Origin of the sequence: Vreelandella venusta, from assembly GCF_015689495.1 — a bacterium.
GTDB classification, from domain to species: Bacteria; Pseudomonadota; Gammaproteobacteria; order Pseudomonadales; family Halomonadaceae; genus Vreelandella; species Vreelandella venusta.
Window position 1 is genome coordinate 4,124,261 of record NZ_CP065135.1, and the last position, 22,861, is coordinate 4,147,121.

Below are 22,861 nucleotides of genomic sequence, written 5' to 3' on the forward strand. Positions count from 1 at the left end.
CACGCCTCAATATAATTAAAATCACTAATTCTTAGGAGATAATGTGACTAACCTTGCCTGCTTTACGCTGAACGCTGTGACTAAATCAGCACGCCAACTTAAACAGCTAACGCTTCCCCTTATTGGTGTAGGTCTACTCAGTTTGCCCCTCGTTGGACAAGCGGAAGAGATAGCCCCTGCTACGCTGCGCCTAGCCCATGTGGTGAATACGGAAGATACTTACCATATTGCTGCTGAGCGCTTCCAACAGCTAATTAGCGAGCGTACCGATGGCGCGGTTAGCGTGGAAATTTATCCGAATGCCTCGCTGGGCGATGAGCGCACCTTATTAGAAGGTATGCAAATCGGCACTGTGGATATGGGCATTATCACCAACGGGCCAGTGGCTAACTTCGTTGATGAGTTCTCCGTTTTCGAGCTCCCGTTTCTCTTTCCCAGCTCCGAAGCGGCCTATACTGTGCTGGATGGTGAAATCGGCCAGGAAATCCTAGGCAAATTACAGGATGTGAACCTGAAGGGATTGGCATACGCTGAACGTGGCTTCCGGAATATCACTAATAGCCAGCATGCAATCAATGCCCCTGAAGACCTTCAAGGCCTACGGCTGCGGGTCATCGAAAATGAGGTTTATGTTGATACATTCCGCGGACTCGGCGCCAACGCTGTACCCATGGCCTGGACAGAGGCATTAACTGCCTTGCAGCAAGGCACTATTGATGGCCAGGAGAACCCCGTTAACGCTATTCATGCCTTCAACCTTGCGGAAACCCAGGACTACCTAACGATGACTCGGCATATTTATGCGCCAGCAACGTTTATTATGAGCCTTCCCGCCTGGAACGGCCTTCAGGCAGAGCTTCAGCCCATTGTGCTAGATGTCGCCAAGCAAGCATCTGCATACGCAAGAGAGCAGAATGCTATCATGGAAGCTAAACAACTGGCTGAGCTTCGCGAGGCGGGCATGGAGATCAACGAAACTCCAGATATTGAAGCCTTCCAGACCGCCGTGGCGCCAGTGTATGAGAAGTATGGCGAGCAGTTTGGTGATTACCTACCGCGCATTCAGGAGGCGCTAAATCAGTGATGGCGTTTGCACAGCCACTTTTAACACTATTAAAACGTAGCGAACGCGGGCTGGATGCCATCATCCAGCCCGTGGTCTTTGCAGGCATGGCAGCATTAATTGGTGTGATCACTCTGCAGATTGTGTCGCGGGTACTGTTCAGCGCCGTTGGCTGGACGGAAGAAGTCGCACGCTTTCTGCTGGTGTGGATTACGTTTTTAGCCAGCAGCTTAGCCTTCCAACGCGGGCGGCATATAGCCGTGACCTTTGCCGTGGATGCGCTTCCCCTGCCCTTACGCAAGCTGGCGCGCCTGGCTGCACTGGCGGTGGTGCTGGCGTTTATGATCACGCTCATCGTGATTGGCTACCGCTATATGCAGGTGCAAAGCTTTCAGAAATCCGCCTCGCTGCGGCTTTCGATGACCTACATCTATGCAGTCATTCCGCTTACCGCCGCCATTATGGCGTGGTACGCCCTGGTGGATATGATTGACGTACTGGTGAACGGTGAGCCGACGGTCGCCACTCCGGAGGAGCCACTATGACGCTGGTACTGTTCGGCCTGTTCTTCCTGTTTATGCTGCTGGGCGTACCGATTGCCTTTGCGATTGGGGCCAGCACGCTTTATGCGCTGTACCAGTCGGGCGTGCCACTGATGGTGGTCACCCAACAGATGTTCCAGGGCATTAACTCGTTTGCCCTGGTCGCGATTCCGATGTTTATTCTGGCCGGGGATTTGATGGCCCAGGGTAAGGTCAGCGAACGATTGGTGAGCTTTGCCGATTCGTTAGTCGGCTTTATGCGCGGCGGACTTTCGGTGGTATCGGTAATGGCAGGCATGTTCTTCGCGGCTATCTCCGGCTCTGGAGCGGCCACCACCGCGGCGGTGGGTTCAAGCCTAGTGCCAGAACTCAAGCGTAAAGGTTACGACCCGGCCTCGGCGGCCAGCTTAATTGCTGCCAGCGGCACGATTGGCGTTGTGATTCCTCCTTCGGTGCCGATGATTATCTACGCAGTGATTGCTCAGCAGTCGGTATCGAAGCTGTTTTTGAACGGCTTTTTACCGGGGCTAGCAATGGGGCTAGGGCTGATGGCCATTGCCATCACTCAGGCCTATAAGCGTCAGTACCCCAAAGGCACACCGCTGTCGCTACCTACTATTTGGCGCACGCTGAAAGCGGCTAGCTGGGGGCTGATGACGCCGATCATTATTTTGGGCGGTATCTTTTCGGGTATTTTCACGCCTTCGGAAGCGGCCGTGGTCGCAGTCAACTATGCGCTGCTAGTGTCGCTGTTTGTGTATCGAGACTTAACCCTGCCCCAGGTCTATAAGCTGCTGATTCGCTCGGCGATGACCACCGCGGTGATTATGCTGGTGATTGCCATGTCGGCAGTACTCAGCTGGACACTTTCAAGCTGGCAGGTCCCCGGCGCCATCGCCCAGGCGGTGCTGTCGCTTTCCACCAACCCCTACGTAATTATGCTGCTGGTCGTGGCCGTGATTCTGCTCACGGGAGTGTTTATCGAAACCGCCAGCGCTTTGATTATTCTTACCCCGGTGCTGCTGCCGCTAGTGCTGCAATTAGGCATCGACCCGATCCACTTTGGCTTGATTATTGTGGTGGGGCTGTCGATAGGCATGATTACCCCGCCAGTGGCAATCAATCTTTATGTGGCTTCGTCAGTGACTCAACTGCCGCTGGAGCGCATCACCCGGGCGATTATCCCGTATCTTCTAGGCTTGATTGGGGTGTTGCTATTGGTGGTTTATGTACCGATCCTGCTAGGCTGGTCGGGTAGTTAAATGAGCGTTTGCCCTTTTTAAAGAGAGCCCTTTTAAAGAGAGCCTTTTTGGCTCTCTTTTTAAAAGTCGCGCTGATCTAACTTCAGTGCACTCATCGTGAATTCTACAATAAATTCACACCGAATTTTCGCCAGCTTGGCACGACTTTCGAAACTGTCCTGGCGTTACTTCAAAGAGCTGAAAAAAACAGCTGCGAAAATGAGGGATACTCACAAAACCAGTTGCAACTGCCACTTCAGCAACGGGCTTATTAGTTTGCTGAAGAAGCTGACGCGCACGCGTTAGTCGAAGCTCCATATAATATCGAGAAGGGCTAGCATTAACGTAATTACCAAACATACGCTCTAACTGGCGTCTCGAAATATTGACCCAATTCGCTATTTCAGATATAGATAAAGGCTCCTCAATATTATTTTTCATCAATTGCAGCGATATTTTCAATTTTTCTGGCAGCGTAAGGTTTTGATCAACACCTATCGTTGAAATATCTGGAGAGTCTAAGCCCTTATCACAGCTAAGCATCTCTTCAACTGCACTAACCACCTCATTGCCGCAGTCAGTTCTTACTACTTCAAGCATCATGCTCAATGAGCTGCTCGCCCCGGCACAGCTGATACGATTACGATCCACAATAAAGCTACGGCTAGATACCGACACATCCCAGAACTGCTCTGCCATCATCGCGCGGCCATCAGGGTGATAAGCACACTGGTAGCCGTTCAATAACCCCGCTTCTGCAAGGAAGTAGGCGCCGTTCCATAACCCACCTAATATCATATCTTTGGTGTCAGCATGTCTCAGCTTATTGCGCAAGAGAGGGGTTGTTTTAGGAAGTACACGCAAGCCGCCGCATACAATCAACACATCAATATTAAGGCTTGTCGCATCGAACTTGTCTAACGAATAATCCGCGGCCACCTCAATACCTAAATCAGAAACAGTGACCGCTGCCTCGCTACCCACCACCAATACTTCATACATCGTAGTAGACTTCATTAAATTCGTGGTAACGAGTGCATCCACGGCGCCAGTAAAAGCCATCATTGAAAAATTCTCTAGCAGTATAAAAGCTACTCTTTTTTTCACTTTAGGCTTTTCTAAATAGTCTGCCGAAGAAATATAAGCCATGTTTTTATTTTTCAATATACTTGAGAATTTATCCTTCATGATGAACCTCAATTTTTGAGCCATTTTTATTTTTTTGCAAAAACCGTACCACAGATAATAAAATCAAAAAAATCAGCGCCATTTTCCCCAATACTACAAAACCTCAAACTCAACCATATAAAATCCACCCTATCTTGTGTCAAGTTGAACAATCTACACAAACCAAATCGCTTCACTTCGTCAGATAACAAAAATATACCCATCGCCACATTCTTTTTAAAAGCTTATCAAATGTCGCTATTTAGATCCTTAGTGTCGCAAAAAACACCTTTTCGAAAGTAGTAACTGATTCAAGATGAAACTCCACCCCCTCTCCTCTGAGAAATAAACTTATGAATAATCCTAAAATCAAAAAAGTTACTCTGGGCGCTGCAACTCTTTTGTCCTTAACAACCATGGGGAGTGTCCAGGCAGAGAATATCTCGTTGAAATTCCATAGCGGGCTTTCACAATCTCGCCCTGAAGCAGAACAGATCAACAGATTCGCTAGTTTAGTGAGTGAAAAGTCAGATGGCGAGCTGGATATCGAAGTCTACCATGCGGGTGCCTTAGGTCTTAAAGAAGCCGACATGCTGAGAGTATTGCAGCAAGGCATGGTCGATATGGCACTACTGTATGGTGAATATTACACACGTGATGCGCCTGCTTTGGCATCTGTATATGCTCAGGGCGCTATTACGGAATCTTCCCAACATGATGAAATTCTTGATGTCATCAGGGAGCTTTATGAAGACGGCTTCTCAGATTGGGACATTCAAATCGTTGGTGGCGTCGTTGCTCCTATTTTCGATGTAGGCTTGCACTGCAAAGAGCCGGTTCACACTTTGGCAGATCTACAGGATAAAAAAGTTCGCGTCTGGTCCAGACACCTTGTGGATACTTTTGAATTATTGGGCATTTCAGCTCAAGTCATTCCGCAAAACGATATGTATATGGCACTTCAAACAGGCGTTGTAGATTGTGCCTATTACTTATCTACCGTGGCCCCTACCGTTTCGCTTCAAGAAGTCACCGAGTACGAGTCTTACTTACACCCTTGGGCAGCCTCCCCATGGCTTTTTGGTATCAGTGAACAAGCACTATCCCGCCTCAACGACAACCAACGTCAGGCGCTGGAAGAAGCCGGTGAAGAGGTTTGGAACGAGACCCGCGCCACTGCGGTTGATCCAGAGCGCGAAGCGCAGGCACGTCAAGAGCGCAAAGAATTGGGAATCACCATGCTTCCCGATTTCTCCGACGATGACGTTGAAACCTTTGTAGACGCAGCTTGGCAGGCGTGGCAAGCCATGGCGGAAAACGCAGGCGAGGATGGCATACGCTACTACGAGACAGTCACCCAAGCGATCTCCGAAGAGTAATAGATAAATAAACCAATCGAGAGCCAATAACTATTGGCTCTTTCTTTTTGGAGCTAGCCGTGATGATAAGAAGAATCAACTCTGTACTGAACTATACAGCCTATGCCTCCTTTCTAGTGGGCGTCATGAGTGGGATAGCAATGACGGCACTGATATTCGTCAGCACCTTGATGCGCTATCTGGGTGGTCATCCTTTGCGGTTTTCAGATGAGCTGGCGGGGCTGCTGTTCTTAACATTGACCTTCCTTTGTTTGCCTTATGTACTTAATAAAGGCCGCCACATACGCATAGAGATACTCGTCAACCTGATGCCAGCAGGTATCGCGAGAATAATGGACTTTATAGGCGTCGCCGTATTACTCACGTTTTGTGCCATCTTCGCCTTTGAGTCCTGGAATTTCATGAACTTTTCGTTCTCGCTCAATTCACGTACGGATATCAGTAGCATTCTCTTATGGCCGTGGATGGCCATCATGCCTTTTTCCATGGTGCTATGCCTCTTGATTCAACTCAGCCATGGTTTTAAACAGCCCTCGACAGATGTTGCTTCAGCGGAGGATGCAATATGAGTTGGTTACTCTTGAGCGGGGCGCTAGTTCTATTTTTAACCAGTGGCTCGATTCTAGGGGCTGCGCTGGGGCTTACGGGTCTACTTCTGCTCCACTTTCAAGCTAACGGTGCCACCCCCTTGGCGATTAACGCAACTTGGAACATGCTAACGGATTTTACGCTAAGCGCAGTTCCGCTTTTCATATTTTTAGGTGAAATACTTCTCGCAAGCGGCGTGTCAAAACGCGTCTATAACGGTCTAACCCCTCTGTTCGCGCGTGTTCCAGGACAATTGCTCCATACCAACATCGCTGTCTGCACGCTGTTTGGTGCGGTTAGCGGGTCAAGCACCTCTACCGCAGCTGCCATAGGCGCAGTTGGCTATCCTGAACTGACAAAACGTGGGTATAAACCAAGTGTAGTAGTGGGCACATTGGCTGCAGGGGGCACACTTGGGCTTCTCATTCCCCCTAGCTTGGCATTGATCATCTACGGAGCTACTCAAAACGTCTCTATTGGTCAACTTTTTATCGCTGGCATGCTGCCAGGCTTACTCATTGCTGCCGCCTTTTCCACATGGATTATGATCCGCTCTAAAATTGGTGAGCCAGTAACCCCTACGTTTAAAGAGAAAGTGACCTTCAAGCACGTAATAACTGGACTCAAGGAGATATGGCCTCTTCCCGTGCTTATTTTCTTTGTATTGGGGACTATTTACCTGGGGATTGCGACGCCTACCGAGTCGGCGGCTTTAGGCGTAGTGGCTAGCATCATTTTAGGTTTAACATGGGGAGATCTAACCTTCAAAAGACTATGGCAGGCGTTTAAGCATGCCTCAATCATGTTTACCGCTATCGGTATGATTTTGATTGGTACAGTGATCCTTTCTCAGGCCGTCAGCCTACTAGGCATTCCTCGTACTGCAGTCGAAACGATTGGCAGCTTTGGGCTAGGTCCGTATGGCATACTGCTGATGATCGTCATCGTCTATATCGTGCTCGGATGTTTCTTTGATGGAATATCACTGCTACTCATGACACTTCCTATCACCTTCCCGATGATCACAAGCTTAGGTTTCGACCCCATCTGGTTCGGTATTATTGTCACGCTACTTATTGAGATCGGTATGATAACGCCGCCCGTAGGACTTAATCTCTTTGTCCTATCATCCATCTCTAAAAATGAAGTTAATTTAACATCCGCAGCAAAGGCCTCCCTACCTTACTGGCTTATTTTACTTGGCGCCATAGGAGTATTTACGCTATTTCCTAACATCATTTTGTGGGTCACTACCTTTTAGAGTAACCTCAATCCACTAAATGATATTGCTGAACTATAGGCTCTCTCTAGCTAAAGAGAGAGCCTATAGTTTAAATGCGATACGCATCAGCCCCTTATCGACTTCGCTACCGCTGGAGTGCATCACCAAGGCAATTATCCCGTATCTTTTAGGCTTGATTGAGGCGCTGCCATTGGTGGTTTTATGTACCGATCCTGCTGTTTTTAACGGGCGATTAGCAAGGCGTTAACACTGAGCTGAATTGCGTTGAAACAAGCGGATATTAAACAGGGGCTTGCCATGTGGCAGCCCCTTTTCTACGGCTCTTTTTCTACTGCTTTTTCTATGCTACGACATTTCGTCTACCAGAGTGCTTGCGACTGTTGGCTTTGTAACCAGGCGTGTTTTCAGCCAGCAGTGAGCTTAAAACTCTTCCCAGTCATCTTCGCCAGCGTTAACGGGTGCTGGCTTAGAGGAAAGCGTCGGGCGCTTGAGCGCCTGTTGCGCACTTGGTGTGCCAGAAGGCAGAGACTGGCGCGGTTGATTTAAAGCTGGCTGTGTCGATGAGGCTTGTGGCTCATCGTCGCCAAGCACGAAGGTGTTGATCAGCTCATTTAGGTGTTCGGCATGACGGCGCATGTTGGCCGCTGCCGTGGTGGATTCCTGCACCATGGCCGCGTTTTGCTGGGTCATGGTATCCATTTCCGCGACGGCGGTGTTGATCTGACCAATACCACTACTTTGCTCCTTGGCACCCGCCGTAATCTCACCGATCACATCGGTCACCTTAGAGACACTTTCCACAATGTCATGCATTGTCGCGCCCGCCTTACGTACTAGCTCAGCACCGGTGTGAGTGTGCTTAACAGAGCTATCAATCAGCGTGCGAATCTCTTTTGAGGCATTGCTAGAGCGGCTAGCCAGTGTGCGCACTTCTTGTGCAACAACCGCAAAACCGCGGCCATGCTCCCCCGCTCGCGCGGCTTCAACGGAGGCGTTAAGCGCCAGAATGTTGGTTTGGAAAGCGATGGCGTCAATCATGGTGATGATTTCGCTGATACGCGTCGCTGAGTCGTTGATATCGTGCATCGTCCGCTCGACCTGTCCCATGGCTTCTTCACCATGTTGGGCTACTTCGGCAGTGGACTGCACCAGCTGATTGGCCTGCTGGGCATTATCCGCACTATGATTTACGGTCGAGGTAATTTCTTCCATGGAAGCCGACGTTTCCTGCAGGTTGGCTGCCGCCTGCTCGGTACGGGTGGCCAGTTCCTCGGAACTATGGGAGATTTCTCCCGCCGAATGATAAACGCTCATGGTGCTACGGCGCACATCACGCAGGGTTTCCTGCATGCGTTCAACAAAGGCATTGAACTGAACCGCTAGGTTACCCACTTCGTCGTTGCTCTCTACCGCTAAGCGGCGGGTAAGGTCGCCACGCCCTTGGGCGATATCGTGCATAGCGCTGGCGGTGCGTTTAATCGGCCCAACGGTACGACGCACAAAGCCGAATGCGAGCAGCGCCACTGCTAGAAATAAGGCCGCACCCAACAAAATAGCGAACAGGATAGACTGGCGTAAATCCGCGTTAGCGGTCGCCGCCAGTTCTGCAACAACCGCATCAACATCGGTGACATAAACCCCAGCACCGATCATCCAGCCCCATTTTTCCAGGCTATCGACGTAGGAGTGTTTCGGCTCAATTTCACGGGTGCTTGGGTATTCCCATAAGTAGCTATGAAAACCACCACCGTTCTTGGCAACCTGAAGAATATCGCGAATAAGGTAATTTCCGTCTGGGGTTCGTACGTCCATCATGTTGGTACCTTCACGCTCTGGCGCAGGAGCCGTCACAATGTTGTTACCATCGAAGTCGTAGATAAAAACGTAGTTATTACCTTCAAAGCGCATGGCGCGCACGATCTCGGCTACCTGTTGTTTGGCTTCCTCATCATTGGCATCTGCTTGCTCATAAATAGGAGAAATAGCAGACGTCGCCATTTGCACAATATCGCGCACTGCATTGCGGCGCTCTTCAATCAGCACCTCACGCTGATTCGCCAGCGTCTCATGGGTGTTTTGAATACGTCCGTAGGCGTCAAACGCGACTAACCCTGCGGTTACTATGAAAAGCGGCAGTAGGACAAGCATCAGTACCTTAGCCTGTAAGCTAAGATTCCGTTTTGGCGAGGTCGAAGCAGGAGGAGGAGTAGCCATAAAGTGTTTCTCAGTAGGTCAACGGAAGAATTTTTAATAGTTTTATGCGTTTTTTATCGACCTAAGCTGTGTCAACTTTAACCACTTCGCGTATTTTTTGTTTATGAACAGCAAATTAACGCTCAAAATTGCGCTTTCATAACCTGCGTTAAGGTTATCTTCGGCCTACCCGTCCACTGTAGGGGTGTGGTGGCCAAGGATGGCCCGTTTTAGCAAGCCGCTAGCCACCTATTGTTGACTGCGCTGCCCCCTATTGGGGCAGCGCAGTTTTTTATGGTGGGCGCGATTGTCACCATCAGCCGCTGCCAGCCCCCGCCTCTAAACACTAGGTGATAAACGTGGAACCGCCTTCCCCAACGTCATAAGAAATCAGGAATTTCAATAACACTACCGCATTGATGGGGGCTATAGCCCGGTAAACGATTCACCGCTTCTTGAAAGGAAGCACTACGTAACACCCGCAAGAAGTCATCGAACTTTGGCTCCTTTAAGGAGTGATAGTGACAGGCCAATACGTAGTCCTCAGTGGCTAACGGCACAAAATCAAGCCCAAACCGTTGCGCGGCAGCCGCTACACCAAAGCCGGTATCTGCCATTCCCGCAGCGACATAGGCCGCCACCGCTGAGTGGGTATACTCCTCAATCTCGTAACCATCCACGTTGGCTGCTGAAATACCAGCTTCGGCCAGCAGGTTGTCTAACAGCTCCCGGGTACCCGACGATGCCTGACGGTTTATAAACCGTACCGGCCTGTTGGCCAGAGCGGCAACACCATCAATTCCCAGCGGGTTACCCGGCGCCACCATTAACCCCTGTTGGCGTGCGATAAACCCCATTAGTCGATGATTGCGGGGCTTGAGCAGACGACGGTATTTGCGTCTCGCCTTCTCACCCACGCTACCCCGAGGCAGATGGCAGCCCGCCAGATCACAGCTATTGCGGTTAAGCGCGGCTAGCGCTTCCGAAGGGCTGCAGTACTGCAGATCAAGCTGGAGCTCCCCCAGATGCTGTGGCAATAGCTCTATCGCAAAACCGTGGCTGGCATGCAAGCGCAGAACGGGTTGAATACCTTCCTGATGCTGTTGAATAGCAAGATTAAGCTCAGATCCCAGACTATCAAGCTGTGGGCTTAGCCGAGCAGTGGCGCGCTGCTCGGCCCATAGCAACTTTTCACCCAGCGGTGATAACCGCGCCCCGCGTCCACGCTCAAGTTCAACAAGCGAGACACCAAAAAAGTCACCGCCCTGGCGCAGTAAATTCCACGCGTGACGATAAGAGATCCCCGCTTCCGCGGCGGCATGAGTCAATTTGCCATGACGGTGCACTGCTCCCAGCAGACGTAAAAGGTTGGTATCGAGCCGCTGCCCGTCGTCATCGCTAAAGCACCAGGTGGGCGTTACCTTGATTCTTTTCATAGGCACTACTTTTCATATTTTTAAGTCGATAGCTTGATGCTAGCTTTGTCTTAACCGTGATGCACGCCTTTTCAAATATGAAAAGTAGTGCAAATTTAAAACATAATAAGCAGTCGCGAGGCAGGCACCATGAACCATTCCCAGGAGTGGGCGCCACAGGCTATTCAGGCCGAAGTCGACGCCCTGAAGCACAAGCCCGGCGCCCTACTGCCGATCCTCCATGCCCTCCAAGATCGTTTCGGTTTTATCCCCGAGGCAGCAGTCCCCATCATCGCTGAAGCGCTCAATCAAACCCGCGCCGAAGTACACGGTGTCATCAGCTTCTATCACCATTTTCGCACCACGCCGCCAGGCCGCCACGTGGTTCAGATTTGCCGTGCAGAGGCCTGCCAAGCGGTAGGCGCACGCCAGCTCGAAGCTCATGCTAAGACACGCCTAGGGGTCGATTACCATCAGACGACCGGCGACCGTGAGATCACCCTTGAAGCGGTGTACTGCCTGGGCAACTGCGCCTGCGGCCCGTCCATCCGTGTGGACGACAGCGTGCGCGGGCGGGTAACCCCAGAGGCCTTTGATGCACTGTTGGATGAGCTGCAAACCCGGCCGCTGGAGATAATCGCATGAGCATCCGCATATTCGTTCCTCGCGATACCACCGCACTGTCCCTGGGCGCTGATGCCGTCGCCAACCGATTGGAAAAAGAGCTAGCCGCCCGAGGCCAGTCGACTTCTCTGGTGCGTAACGGCTCCCGCGGGCTTGCTTGGCTTGAGCCACTGGTGGAAGTTGAGACGCCTATTGGGCGGTTCGCCTATGGTCCCGTCACCGTCAACGACGTCTCGGCGCTGCTCGACAGCGGCCTGTTAGAGGGTAACGTCAGCCACCCCCTGGCGTTGGGGCCCACGGAGGAGATCGACTACCTCGCCCGTCAACAGCGGCTGACCTTCGCGCGTATCGGCATTACTGACCCGCTGTCGATTGAGGATTATTGCGCCCACAGCGGCTTCTGCGGCCTGGAAGCAGCGCTGCAGCGCGAGCCCCAGGACATCGTCGAGGAAGTCAAAGCCTCCGGCCTGCGCGGGCGCGGCGGGGCCGCCTTCCCGACCGGTATCAAGTGGCAGACCGTGCTCGACACCCCTGCCGATCAGAAATATATCGTCTGCAATGCCGACGAGGGCGATTCCGGTACCTTCGCCGACCGGCTGGTAATGGAATGCGACCCTTACATGCTGATCGAGGGCATGGCGATTGCCGGGCTCGCGGTGCAAGCGACCCAGGGCTATATCTACCTGCGTTCTGAGTATCCGCTTGCTAAGGAGGTGCTTGACGAGGCGATTGCCCGCGCCGAACAAGCCGGCTATCTGGGTGATAACCTACGGGGCAGCGGTCGCGACTTTCACTTGGAAGTGCGCCTGGGCGCTGGCGCGTATATCTGCGGTGAAGAGACCTCCCTACTCGAAAGCCTAGAAGGCAAGCGCGGCCTGGTGCGCTTCAAGCCACCACTGCCCGCCATTGAAGGACTATTTGGCCGTCCCACCGTGGTCAACAACGTACTCTCGCTGGCTGCCGTACCTTTCATTCTTGCCGAAGGTGCCGAGGCCTACGCCACCCATGGCATGGGCCGCTCACGAGGCACGCTGGCACTGCAACTGGCGGGCAACGTGAAGCACGGCGGGCTGGTAGAGCTGGCGTTTGGCACCACCCTGCGCACCCTGATGGAGACGTTCGGTGGTGGCACGCTAAGCGGCAAACCATTACGCGCCGTGCAAGTGGGTGGCCCGCTAGGTGCCTACCTGCCGGAATCTCAGTGGGACTTACCGCTGGACTACGAAGCCTTTGCGGCTGAGAGCGCCGTACTGGGCCACGGTGGCGTAGTGATGTTTGACGAAAGCGTCGATATGGCTGAACAGGCGCGCTTCTCAATGGAATTCTGCAAGGTTGAGTCCTGCGGCAAATGTACCCCTTGTCGTATTGGCTCAACCCGTGGCGTGGAGGTAATTGATCGTATCCGCGCCAACCAAAACCGCGAGGCCAACCTCGCCCTGCTCCATGACCTCTGCGAAACGATGGTGGATGGCTCGCTCTGCGCCATGGGTGGTATGACTCCCTTTCCAGTGCAAAGCGCCCTCGCGCATTTTCCTGATGATTTTCAGCGGACGGCGAACGGAGATAACTCATGATCAACCATTTCGACCCCCGTCAGCACTCTAGCAGCGTCGAGTACAACAAAGACCTCGGTACGCCTTTCCCAGCCTCGGCTGCTGACGCTGCCTTGGTGAGCCTCAATATCGACGGCGTGACCATCAGCGTGCCGGAGGGCACCTCGGTACTCCGCGCCGCCGCGTTGGCGGATATTAATATCCCCAAGCTCTGCGCTACCGACAGTCTGGAGCCTTTCGGATCCTGCCGGCTGTGCGCGGTACAAGTCGAGGGACGACGAGGCATGCCCGCGGCCTGCACCACACCGGTGGCTGAAGGTATGAAGGTGACCACCCAAAACGAACGTCTGGCCAAGCTGCGGCGTAATGTGATGGAGTTATACATCTCAGACCACCCGCTGGACTGCCTGACCTGCCCCGCCAACGGCGACTGCGAACTTCAGGATATGGCCGGTAGCGTGGGGCTGCGCGAAGTGCGCTACGGCTTCGAGGGTGAGAATCATCTTGAAGCCGCCAAGGACGAAACCAATCCCTACTTCAGTTTCGATCCTAGCAAATGCATCGTCTGCTCACGCTGTGTGCGCGCCTGCGAAGAGGTACAGGGCACCTTTGCCCTGACTATCGATGGCCGTGGATTTGAATCCAAGGTGTCGGCGGGGCAGGCCGACTCGTTCATGGATTCAGACTGTGTTTCCTGCGGTGCCTGCGTTCAGGCTTGCCCGACAGCCACGCTGATGGAAAAGAGTGTCATCGACCACGGTGTTCCCGAACACAGCGTTGTGACTACTTGTGCTTATTGTGGTGTGGGTTGCTCGTTTGAAGCGCAAATGAAAGGTGACCAGCTAGTGCGCATGGTGCCCTATAAAGGCGGTGACGCTAACCATGGCCACTCTTGTGTCAAGGGTCGCTTCGCCTTTGGCTATGCCACCCATCCGGACCGCCTGACCTCACCGATGGTTCGCGACAGCATCGACCAACCCTGGCGTGAAGTCAGCTGGGAAGAAGCCATCGGCTTTGCCGCCAGCCGTTTGAAAGCAATTCAGGCTGAACATGGCCGCGAGAGCATTGGCGGCATCACCTCATCGCGCTGTACCAACGAAGAGACTTACTTGGTGCAGAAGCTGATCCGCGCGGCCTTCGGCAACAACAATACGGATACTTGTGCGCGGGTCTGCCACTCGCCCACCGGTTATGGCTTGAAAACCACGCTGGGCGAGTCCGCCGGCACCCAAACATTTGACTCAGTCATGAAGGCCGATGCAATTATCGTAATTGGCGCTAACCCCACCGACGCTCACCCGGTGTTTGGTTCGCTGATGCGCAAGCGCTTGCGTCAAGGCGCGAAGCTAATCGTCGCTGACCCACGTCACATCGACCTTTTAAAGACTCCGCACATGAGTTCGGCCCAACATCTGCCGCTGCGTCCAGGTACCAATGTGGCGCTGATCAACGCGCTGGGCCACGTGGTAGTGACCGAAGGTCTTGAAGATAAAGCCTTCGTAGAGAAGCGCTGCGATACCGAGGCCTATCACCGCTGGCGCGCCTTCATCAGTGAGCCTCGCCACTCCCCCGAGGCCAGCGCAGAAATCACCGGCGTGCCCGCCGAAGCCGTACGTCAAGCGGCGCGCACCTATGCTAAAGCAGCTAATGGCGCAATCTACTACGGCTTGGGGGTGACCGAGCACAGCCAAGGCTCCACCATGGTGATGGGCATTGCCAACCTGGCCATGGCCACCGGTAACATTGGCCGCGAGGGCGTGGGCGTGAACCCGTTGCGCGGCCAAAACAATGTGCAGGGTTCGTGTGACATGGGCTCCTTCCCCCACGAGCTGCCGGGCTACCAGCACGTGGCCGACCCCATCGCCCGCGGCCGCTTTGAGTCCGTGTGGGGCGTAAAGCTCGACGACGAGCCGGGGCTACGCATTCCTAATATGTTCGATGCCGCCATTGAAGGCACCTTTAAAGCGCTTTACGTGCAAGGCGAAGATATCGCCCAATCCGACCCCAACACTCAGCACGTCGAGGCGGCGCTCACGTCGTTGGACTGCCTGATTGTGCAAGATATTTTCCTCAATGAAACGGCCAAGTTCGCCCACGTGCTGCTGCCCGGCTCCAGTTTCCTCGAGAAAAACGGCACCTTCACCAACGCCGAACGGCGCATCAACCGGGTACGCAAAGTAATGCCTGCGCTGGCTGGCAAGGAAGATTGGGAGGTCACCCAGGATCTGGCCAATGCGTTAGGCTACCCGATGCACTACACCCATCCGTCCGAGATCATGGACGAGATCGCCCAGTTAACGCCAAGCTTTACGGGCGTTAGCTACGCTAAGCTAGAGGAGCGCGGCAGCCTGCAGTGGCCCTGCAACGCCGAGTACCCGTTGGGCATGCCGACCATGCATGAAGTTGACTTCCCCATTGGCCTGGGACGCTTTGCGATTACCGAGTACGTGGCCACTGAAGAGCGCGCTAATCGCCGCTTCCCACTGCTGCTCACCACTGGGCGGATTCTCAGTCAGTACAACGTAGGCGCCCAGACCCGGCGTACCGACAACCAACGCTGGCACGACGAGGATGTGTTGGAGCTGCATCCCTCTGATGCCGAGCTTCGCGGCGTACGCGACGGTGACTGGCTGGGTATTACCAGCCGCTCGGGCCAGACGGTGCTACGTGCACGACTCAGCGAACGCATGCAGCCGGGGGTGGTCTACACCACCTTCCATCACCCCGGCAGCGGCGCTAACGTTATCACGACGGATAACTCAGACTGGGCCACCAACTGTCCTGAATATAAAGTCACGGCGGTGCAGGTGGAAAAAGTCAGCCAACCCTCCGCTTGGCAGCAGCGCTTTAACACGTTCGACCTGATCCAGCGAGACCACCTGGCCAAAGCGCATCAGGAGGCACCATGAGTACCCGCCACCCACGCGATGCGGTAGTACGCCAGCCGGTGGAGGTGCGTCGTGGTGCTAACGGCTGGTACACCGATACCCAGGAGGATCTACTGGCCTTAGAAAGGCCAGTAGCACTGGTCTACAACGGCATCTCCCATGCGGTGATGATGGCAAGTCCCGTCGACCTTGAGGACTTTGCTCTTGGCTTCAGCCTTTCCGAAGGTATCCTGGCCAATATCACCGAGTGCTATGACCTCGAAATCCGCGAAGCGCCTCAAGGCCACACCGTTCATCTTACTATTGCCAGCCAACGGGTGGCTGAGCTCAAACAGCGGCGGCGCAGCCTGACAGGGCGTACCGGCTGCGGCCTGTGCGGCACCGAGGCCCTGGAACAGGCTATTCGTCCGATTCCTTCTGTCGTGGCACCGTCGCTTAGCGATGCCGCCATTCAGCGCTCGCTGCAGGAATTGGCCTCTCATCAACCGCTGCAGGCAGCCACTGGCGCTAGCCACGGTGCCGCATGGTGCGATCCCCAGGGTCGCATCCAACGACTACGCGAAGATGTTGGCCGCCACAACGCGTTGGACAAACTGATCGGCGCCCTCGCCCGCGAGGCTGCCCCTCTAGAAGAAGGGTTTGCGCTAGTCACCAGCCGCGCCAGCTACGAGATGGTGCACAAGTGCGCTAGCGCGGGCATCGGCGCACTGGTGGCGGTTTCGGCGGCCACTGCGCTGGCCGTGGAGCAGGCCCAAGCGTCAGGCCTACTTCTGGCGGGCTTTGCCCGGTCTGGCCGCCACTTAATCTACCACCGCCCCATTACAACGGCGATTGCCCACGGCTAAGGAGACACTCAATGTCGACGCATAACGATAAGAATCTGATTCACATGATTAATCAAATCGCCGTGAACTTGCGCGGCGGCCACGACGAGGAAACGGCTGCAGCAGCCATTTGTCGACACCTAGAAACCTTCTGGGCAAGGCCAATGAAACAACGTCTGGTGGCCTCGTTGGAGCGGGAGGATGATGAACTGTCACCGTTGGCACGGCGCGCTGCGTTGTTGTTGGCTGAGCGACTGTTGGCTGAGCGACAAGCCCGCTCAACATAGTGGCTTGCCGCTTGGCAAGCCACTGCTGCGAGCGCTTTTTATTACCGTCACTTGCTAACGACTATACTGCTGCTGCCTGGGGTCGACGCTCATCCAACATGCCTTTATCGAGAATAAAGCGGATGATCTCTTCAAGGCCAACGCCATCGTAGAGATTGGTAAACACAAAGGGGCGCTCACCGCGCATTTTCTTCGAGTCCCGCTCCATCACCTCAAGCGAGGCGTGTACCTGCTCGGCAATATCGATCTTGTTGATAATCAGCAGGTCTGACTTGGTAATACCCGGCCCGCCTTTACGGGGGATCTTATCGCCTGCGGAGACGTCAATCACGTAAAGCGTAAGATCAGAAAGCTCGGGGCTAAACGTCGCAGAGAGGTTGTCGCCACCAGACTCCACCAGCACCAGCTCTAATCTTGGATGGCGGGCATGTAGCTCATCGATGGCCGCCAGGTTCATCGAAGCATCTTCGCGGATGGCGGTATGCGGACAGCCGCCGGTCTCTACGCCCAGAATACGATCCGCCGGTAGCGCATCATGTTTGAGCAGGAAATCGGCGTCTTCGCGGGTGTAGATATCGTTGGTGACCACGGCGATATCGTAGTAATCCCGTAGCGCCAAACAAAGCTGCTTAAGCAGTGCCGTTTTGCCAGACCCCACCGGGCCGCCCACCCCTACACGTAAACAGTGCGTCATGGTTATCTCCGAATTAATAAGTGTTTCAAATAGCTAAGCGTTTAACTTCTAAACAAGCGTGAATACTGTGTTTCGTGCAGAGCACTCGCCAGCGCCACCCCGGGCAGTATCGGGCCAAGAGCATCATCTTCTAGCAAGAGGGCTTGATCGACGGCCGCCACCAGCTCCCCGCGCAGCTGTTCAATTACCCGCTGGGCGGCGGTATGGCCTAGGGGTAGTGCTTTGCAGGCCACTGCCAGCTGATTTTCCAACCATGCCCAGCCAAACCCTAATAGCGCTTGGCGCGGGGGTACGCCCCGCCTGTAGGCGGCGTAACTAAATAGGGTGACATAGCCCGCTTGAGACGGAAGTAAAGGCGGATTTCCAGCGCCTTTTGGCAATAACTCCAGGCTACCCAGCAGGCGCTTGAGTGAAGCGCCCAAACGGCTATCCTCAGCGGCTAATTCAGCGGTTTCGCGGGTGGCCGCCAACCACTCGTCCCACTGAGCAATTGCATTGCTGTCCCGCTGCTCAAGGGCGGTGTAAAAGCGCGCAATCAGCGGCAGTTCACAGCGAGTTAGGCCATCTTCCAGGACGCCGGAAAGCCACTCAGAAAGGCTTTGTTCATCACTTACCCAGCCCAGCTCAAAGGCACTTTCCAGCCCTTGGGAAAACGCAAAGGCACCAATGGGTAGCGCGGGGCTGACCAGCTGCATTAGCCCTAGCAGGGCTAAGTCATGGCTGTCTAGCGCGACACGCTCAGTGGGCATGGTGGTGCTCATGGCTGTGTGAATGGTCGTGGTCGTGCCCATGGGAATGAGTATGCCCGTGGCTATGCGAATGCCCACCGCCCACTTGGTTGTACGCGCCGGGTTCTGGATCGAAGGTGGCATTGTGGTGCTCAAGCGTCGCGCCCAAAAGCTCGGCCAGCTCTTCGAGCACGTGGTCGGGTGGGAAACGCACCCAGCCGCCCTGTTCATCTTCACCCAGCGCCAGCTGCACATGGCGGTTGCCTAAATGGTAGGCAAGCTTCGCCAGCGGTAAGCCAGTGCTCACCCGCGCGGTGACGACCGGTTCGATAGCGGCACACACGCGGACAACCTCGCCACTCTCGGCCTTCAAGCCCTCACCATCGCGCAGCACCGGGCCGCGATCCAGAAACAGGCCCAGCTCGCGACCGCTATCGCTCTCGGCTTTCAAACGGCCACGAATGCGCAGTTCGAAGGGCAGCGTTAACGTGTCGCTGGCGGCGCTTTCGTCTATCGGCCCTAAACGTTCTATCAGTTTCAGCATAAGGGCTCCTTTAATCAAAACAAGTGATAACGCTGGGCTAACGGCAGCTCGGTGGCGGGCTCGCAGGTAAGTAGCTCGCCATCGCAGCGCACTTCATAAGTTTGCGGGTCAACGGTGAGCTCTGGGCAGGCGTCGTTGAGCTTCATATCTTTTTTACGCACGCCGCGTACGTTTTTACAGGCAGAAAGCGAGCTCTGCAGGCCCAGTCGCTCTTTAATGCCCGCATCAATCGCCGCTTGGCTCACGAAGTTGAGCCGTGTTTGGCTGGCGGCGCGGCCAAAGGCCCCGAACATATGCCGATAATGCACCGGCTGGGGCGTGGGGATAGAGGCATTGGGGTCGCCCATGGGCGCTGCCGCAATCATGCCGCCTTTTAAAATCAGCGAGGGTTTTACGCCGAAAAATGCCGGCTTCCAGAGCACTAAATCAGCCAGCTTACCAACCTCGATAGAACCTACTTCATGGGCAATGCCATGGGTGATCGCGGGGTTAATAGTGTATTTAGCGATATAACGCTTGGCGCGCAGGTTATCAGCACCCTGGGCTTCATCTTCGGGCAATAAGCCGCGCTGCACCTTCATTTTATGAGCCGTTTGCCAGGTACGGCAGACCACTTCGCCCACTCGCCCCATGGCTTGGGAATCCGAGGCAATCATCGAGATCACACCCAAGTCGTGGAGAATATCTTCAGCAGCGATGGTTTCACGGCGAATACGTGAGTCGGCAAAGGCCACGTCTTCGGGAATGTTGGGGTCCAAGTGGTGGCAGACCATCAGCATATCCAGGTGTTCATCGATGGTGTTAACCGTATAAGGCCGCGTCGGGTTAGTGGAAGACGGCAGTACGTACTGTTTTGAGCAGGCGGTCAGGATATCCGGCGCGTGACCGCCGCCAGCCCCTTCGGTGTGATAGGTATGAATACCGCGCTCTTTAAACGCCGCCAGGGTGTCTTCCACAAAACCGGATTCGTTGAGTGTGTCGGTGTGGATCGCAATCTGCACATCGTACTTCTCTGCCACGCTGAGGCAGGTATCAATGGAAGCAGGCGTGGTGCCCCAGTCTTCGTGGAGTTTGAGCCCCATAGCACCGGCTTCCAGCTGCGCTGCCAACGCTTCCGGCAAGCTGGCGTTGCCCTTGCCCAACAGGCCAATATTCATCGGCAGGTCGTCCACCGCTTGCAGCATTTTGCCAATATGCCAGGCGCCAGGGGTGCAAGTGGTGGCGTTGGAGCCAGTCGCCGGACCGGTGCCACCGCCAAGCATGGTAGTCACCCCACTCATCAGCGCTTCTTCTACCTGTTGGGGGCAAATAAAGTGGATATGAGCGTCAATCCCTCCAGCGGTGAGAATCTTGCCTTCACCTGAGATAATTTCAGTGCCGGGGCCAATCACTATATCTACATCGGGCTGAGTGTCGGGGTTGCCTGCCTTGCCAATCGCGGCAATACGCCCGCTTTGCAGGCCGACATCGGCTTTAACAATGCCCCACCAGTCTAAAATCAGCGCATTGGTAATCACCGTATCCATCACCGTAGCGTCGTTACGCTGGCTTTGCCCCATACCGTCGCGAATGACTTTACCGCCACCAAACTTCACCTCATCGCCATAATGGGTAGCGTCTTGCTCTACCTCAATCCACAGCTCGGTATCGCCCAGGCGCACACGATCGCCTACCGTGGGTCCATACATATCGGCGTAGGCTTGCCGGCTGATTGTGTTAACCGGTTTCATTGTTTATCTCCATCGAGCGCACCCATCACATCGCCGCGGAAGCCGTAAATTTCGCGCTTACCAACGAAGGGAATTAGCGTGACCTTGCGGGTCTGGCCAGGCTCAAAGCGAATTGCGGTACCCGCTGCCACGTCTAAGCGAAAACCACGGGATTTGCTGCGATCAAATACCAGCGCGGGGTTGGCTTCAGCGAAATGATAGTGAGAGCCGATCTGAATAGGGCGGTCGCCGGTATTAGCCACGTCGACGCTAATCCGCTCGCGGCCCACGCATAGCTCAATATCACCGTCTTTTAACTGATACTCACCGGGAATCATCTGCTTGCTCCTGCGTCGCGGTGCTGAGAGGGGTGAGGGGTGGGTCGTAAGGTGAGAGGAGTAACAACCTCTTCTCACACCTCACTATTCACCACTTACCCTTCAAACAATGGGGGTATGCACGGTCACGAGCTTGGTGCCGTCTGGAAAGGTAGCCTCTACTTGAACCTCATCAACCATTTCCGCCACACCCTCCATGACGTCATCACGGCTAAGGATTTCACGGCCGTAGCTCATTAAGTCGGCGACACTTCGGCCGTCACGGGCGCCTTCGATAATTTCAAAGCTGATCAGCGCGACGGCTTCGGGGTAGTTAAGCTTTAGGCCACGTGCTTTGCGACGCTCGGCAAGCTGGGCGGCAGAAAACAGCAGCAGCTTATCTTTGTCTCGCGGGGTCAATTCCATGGGGGCTCCATTGGCTCAATCAGTGGCAGCGCTCAACAGCAACGTCAGTGCAGGATTTAGAGCAACGCTCCCCGACTATCGAAACCGAGCACGCCTATTTGAAGCAATGCAGCGCAACCGCCGTACCAAAATGGTGAATATAAAAAATAGTTATTATTATTCAATAGCTTGAAAAATATCGACTTTCTCTTATTCGCACCAAAAATGCACCATGCTAATCAGCCAGACCCTTCCTCGCACCAAAGAAGTGCAATTAAAACGCCCTACTTAGCATTAACTATCAAATAGTAATAAAACCTATTACTATTTATATGCGTCATTTAAATAAGGCTTTTTTTGAGCCTCTATTTCTACACCAGGTTGAGACACACCACGTGACCATCAGCACCCGCTATACAGTTGATCATTTTTTGGGCTACGGACGCCGATACAGTATCGATTACCGCTTTCCCATTGCTTCCAACACTGCCTGTACGCCGAAAACATCAATCGCCCAAGGGCGTGTAGAAGAAGTTAGCCTAGCTGCTGGTGTGGAGCTTTTTATTTCCGACTTGGACGTACTGCGCCCCTATCAATCATTCTCTAAGGGCAATACCGACCTGCTGATTGTGGTGATGTTAGAGGGCTGCGCACATTTCGATATTGATGGCCAAAAGCGCTGGATAACGGCCGGGGAAGCTTGCTGGCTAAGATTAGATACAGGTTTAACGCTCAGCGCTTTTCATCCTGCTAATCAACGGCTTCGCACGCTATGCCTATCGCTCGACGCACCAGCTATGCAGGCTTGGTACGGCTCTTACATCTCATCGACTGCCCCCCATGTCTGGCAACTCAGTCCTGGATTACAGCTCACCATTGATGAAGCGTGCTGTGCTTCCAGTAGCGCTGAGTCGCAGCGTATGCGCTTTCAAGGGCTGGCACTTCAAATCATCGCCCAGGGGCTGGACTGCCGTTCCCCCTATACGACTGACAGTGGCGCACTGTATCGACAGCGCTTGGCGCTAGTACGCCGCTGGCTGGATGAAGAGCCGTCGTTTGACCACACGCTGCAACGCTTAGCGGATCGCGCGGCTATGAGCCCAAGTACGTTAATGCGGCATTTCAAGATGGCTTACGGCCTAGCGCCTATCGACTATTTGCGAAAACGCCGGCTTGCGTTAGCCCGCGAGCTGCTGCTGAGCGGCCACAGCGTTCAACAAGCGGCACATTTAAGTGGCTACCGTCATGCCAGCAACTTTATTACTGCATTCAAGAAAAACTACGGCATTTCACCGGGGGCTTTGACAGAAAGTTCCCTTGAGCGCTCCTGAAACGATGCGGCTGACGTTTGCGCATAATCAATTGCGCGGCGGGCATAACCGCTCGCCCGGCATAAGTGGAATAATTCTCATTATAAAACATTAACTATTGGCAACATCCACTTTGGAAAACCGCTC

At 54.1% G+C, this 22,861-nt stretch carries 21 protein-coding genes; 12 read left to right on the forward strand and 9 right to left on the reverse strand.

Going from position 1 to position 22,861, the window contains the following annotated elements; genetic code table 11:
• The first annotated feature begins 43 nt into the window (after positions 1 to 43).
• From IR195_RS18970 to IR195_RS18980, 3 genes are read left to right on the forward strand one after another with little or no spacing between them, the layout of a single operon-like run.
• Positions 44 to 1,084, forward strand: coding sequence for a TRAP transporter substrate-binding protein (locus IR195_RS18970; protein ID WP_125752646.1), 1,041 nt, complete (start codon positions 44 to 46; stop codon positions 1,082 to 1,084).
• Complete coding sequence (locus IR195_RS18975) at positions 1,084 to 1,608, forward strand: TRAP transporter small permease (protein WP_206048333.1); 525 nt, start codon at positions 1,084 to 1,086, stop codon at positions 1,606 to 1,608. The genes IR195_RS18970 and IR195_RS18975 overlap by 1 nt, the downstream gene beginning before the upstream one ends.
• Positions 1,605 to 2,867, forward strand: coding sequence for a TRAP transporter large permease (locus IR195_RS18980; RefSeq protein WP_125752651.1), 1,263 nt, complete (start codon positions 1,605 to 1,607; stop codon positions 2,865 to 2,867). Before IR195_RS18975 ends, IR195_RS18980 begins: the two co-directional genes overlap by 4 nt.
• 114 nt (positions 2,868 to 2,981) lie before the next feature.
• Here IR195_RS18980 and IR195_RS18985 read toward each other — a convergent pair whose 3' ends face one another.
• Positions 2,982 to 4,034, reverse strand: a complete 1,053-nt coding sequence (locus IR195_RS18985) for a GlxA family transcriptional regulator (RefSeq protein WP_206048334.1) — start codon at positions 4,032 to 4,034, stop codon at positions 2,982 to 2,984.
• Between the two features lie 332 nt (positions 4,035 to 4,366).
• Here IR195_RS18985 and dctP point away from each other — a divergent pair, with 332 nt between their 5' ends.
• The 3 genes from dctP (at position 4,367) to IR195_RS19000 (ending at position 7,241) form a co-directional block, all read left to right on the forward strand.
• Positions 4,367 to 5,392 carry a TRAP transporter substrate-binding protein DctP gene (gene dctP, locus IR195_RS18990; protein WP_206048335.1) on the forward strand — a complete coding sequence of 342 codons (1,026 nt, stop codon included), beginning with the start codon at positions 4,367 to 4,369 and terminating at the stop codon, positions 5,390 to 5,392.
• A 62-nt stretch (positions 5,393 to 5,454) separates the two neighbouring features.
• Positions 5,455 to 5,961, forward strand: a complete 507-nt coding sequence (locus tag IR195_RS18995) for a TRAP transporter small permease (RefSeq protein WP_206048336.1) — start codon at positions 5,455 to 5,457, stop codon at positions 5,959 to 5,961.
• Positions 5,958 to 7,241, forward strand: a complete 1,284-nt coding sequence (locus IR195_RS19000) for a TRAP transporter large permease (protein WP_206048337.1) — start codon at positions 5,958 to 5,960, stop codon at positions 7,239 to 7,241. Before IR195_RS18995 ends, IR195_RS19000 begins: the two co-directional genes overlap by 4 nt.
• Positions 7,242 to 7,643: 402 nt before the next feature.
• Here the strand turns inward: IR195_RS19000 and IR195_RS19005 are convergent, their stop codons facing one another.
• Both IR195_RS19005 and IR195_RS19010 read right to left on the reverse strand, forming a co-directional pair.
• Positions 7,644 to 9,437 carry a methyl-accepting chemotaxis protein gene (locus tag IR195_RS19005; RefSeq protein ID WP_206048338.1) on the reverse strand — a complete coding sequence of 598 codons (1,794 nt, stop codon included), beginning with the start codon at positions 9,435 to 9,437 and terminating at the stop codon, positions 7,644 to 7,646.
• 359 nt (positions 9,438 to 9,796) lie between these two features.
• Positions 9,797 to 10,852: a substrate-binding domain-containing protein gene (locus tag IR195_RS19010; protein WP_206048339.1), complete on the reverse strand. Its 1,056-nt coding sequence runs from the start codon at positions 10,850 to 10,852 to the stop codon at positions 9,797 to 9,799.
• A 129-nt stretch (positions 10,853 to 10,981) separates the two neighbouring features.
• Between IR195_RS19010 and IR195_RS19015 the strand changes: the two genes are divergently transcribed.
• Genes IR195_RS19015 through IR195_RS19035 form a run of 5 tightly spaced genes read left to right on the forward strand, consistent with a single transcriptional unit; the run spans position 10,982 to position 17,007 of the window.
• Positions 10,982 to 11,476 carry a formate dehydrogenase subunit gamma gene (locus IR195_RS19015; RefSeq protein ID WP_146942436.1) on the forward strand — a complete coding sequence of 165 codons (495 nt, stop codon included), beginning with the start codon at positions 10,982 to 10,984 and terminating at the stop codon, positions 11,474 to 11,476.
• Positions 11,473 to 13,029: a formate dehydrogenase beta subunit gene (locus IR195_RS19020; protein WP_206048340.1), complete on the forward strand. Its 1,557-nt coding sequence runs from the start codon at positions 11,473 to 11,475 to the stop codon at positions 13,027 to 13,029. The genes IR195_RS19015 and IR195_RS19020 overlap by 4 nt, the downstream gene beginning before the upstream one ends.
• Positions 13,026 to 15,917, forward strand: coding sequence for a formate dehydrogenase subunit alpha (gene fdhF / locus IR195_RS19025; RefSeq protein ID WP_206048341.1), 2,892 nt, complete (start codon positions 13,026 to 13,028; stop codon positions 15,915 to 15,917). The genes IR195_RS19020 and fdhF overlap by 4 nt, the downstream gene beginning before the upstream one ends.
• The gene (gene fdhD, locus IR195_RS19030; protein WP_206048342.1) at positions 15,914 to 16,741 is read left to right on the forward strand and encodes a formate dehydrogenase accessory sulfurtransferase FdhD; all 828 of its coding nucleotides are present in this window, start codon (positions 15,914 to 15,916) and stop codon (positions 16,739 to 16,741) included. The genes fdhF and fdhD overlap by 4 nt, the downstream gene beginning before the upstream one ends.
• An 11-nt stretch (positions 16,742 to 16,752) precedes the next feature.
• On the forward strand, positions 16,753 to 17,007 hold the full coding sequence (locus IR195_RS19035; RefSeq protein ID WP_146942428.1) for a formate dehydrogenase subunit delta: 255 nt from the start codon (positions 16,753 to 16,755) through the stop codon (positions 17,005 to 17,007).
• A gap of 61 nt (positions 17,008 to 17,068) precedes the next feature.
• On the opposite strand, the gene ureG is transcribed toward IR195_RS19035, so the two are convergent.
• The 6 genes from ureG to IR195_RS19065 form a co-directional block, all read right to left on the reverse strand.
• Positions 17,069 to 17,701 (reverse strand): urease accessory protein UreG, encoded by a 633-nt coding sequence (gene ureG, locus IR195_RS19040; protein ID WP_125752677.1) that lies wholly within the window; start codon positions 17,699 to 17,701, stop codon positions 17,069 to 17,071.
• 41 nt (positions 17,702 to 17,742) lie between these two features.
• Positions 17,743 to 18,450, reverse strand: a complete 708-nt coding sequence (locus IR195_RS19045; RefSeq protein ID WP_206048343.1) for an urease accessory protein UreF — start codon at positions 18,448 to 18,450, stop codon at positions 17,743 to 17,745.
• Complete coding sequence (ureE, locus tag IR195_RS19050; protein WP_206048344.1) at positions 18,440 to 18,973, reverse strand: urease accessory protein UreE; 534 nt, start codon at positions 18,971 to 18,973, stop codon at positions 18,440 to 18,442. The genes IR195_RS19045 and ureE overlap by 11 nt, the downstream gene beginning before the upstream one ends.
• Before the next feature lie 14 nt (positions 18,974 to 18,987).
• Positions 18,988 to 20,703 (reverse strand): urease subunit alpha, encoded by a 1,716-nt coding sequence (gene ureC / locus IR195_RS19055; RefSeq protein ID WP_146942420.1) that lies wholly within the window; start codon positions 20,701 to 20,703, stop codon positions 18,988 to 18,990.
• Positions 20,700 to 21,020: an urease subunit beta gene (locus IR195_RS19060; protein WP_146942418.1), complete on the reverse strand. Its 321-nt coding sequence runs from the start codon at positions 21,018 to 21,020 to the stop codon at positions 20,700 to 20,702. The genes ureC and IR195_RS19060 overlap by 4 nt, the downstream gene beginning before the upstream one ends.
• 102 nt (positions 21,021 to 21,122) lie before the next feature.
• Positions 21,123 to 21,425 (reverse strand): urease subunit gamma, encoded by a 303-nt coding sequence (locus tag IR195_RS19065; protein WP_009098441.1) that lies wholly within the window; start codon positions 21,423 to 21,425, stop codon positions 21,123 to 21,125.
• Positions 21,426 to 21,799: 374 nt separating this feature from the next.
• On the opposite strand from IR195_RS19065, the gene IR195_RS19070 reads away from it, so the two are divergent.
• Positions 21,800 to 22,735, forward strand: coding sequence for a helix-turn-helix transcriptional regulator (locus tag IR195_RS19070; RefSeq protein ID WP_164517122.1), 936 nt, complete (start codon positions 21,800 to 21,802; stop codon positions 22,733 to 22,735).
• The last annotated feature ends 126 nt before the right edge of the window (positions 22,736 to 22,861 follow it).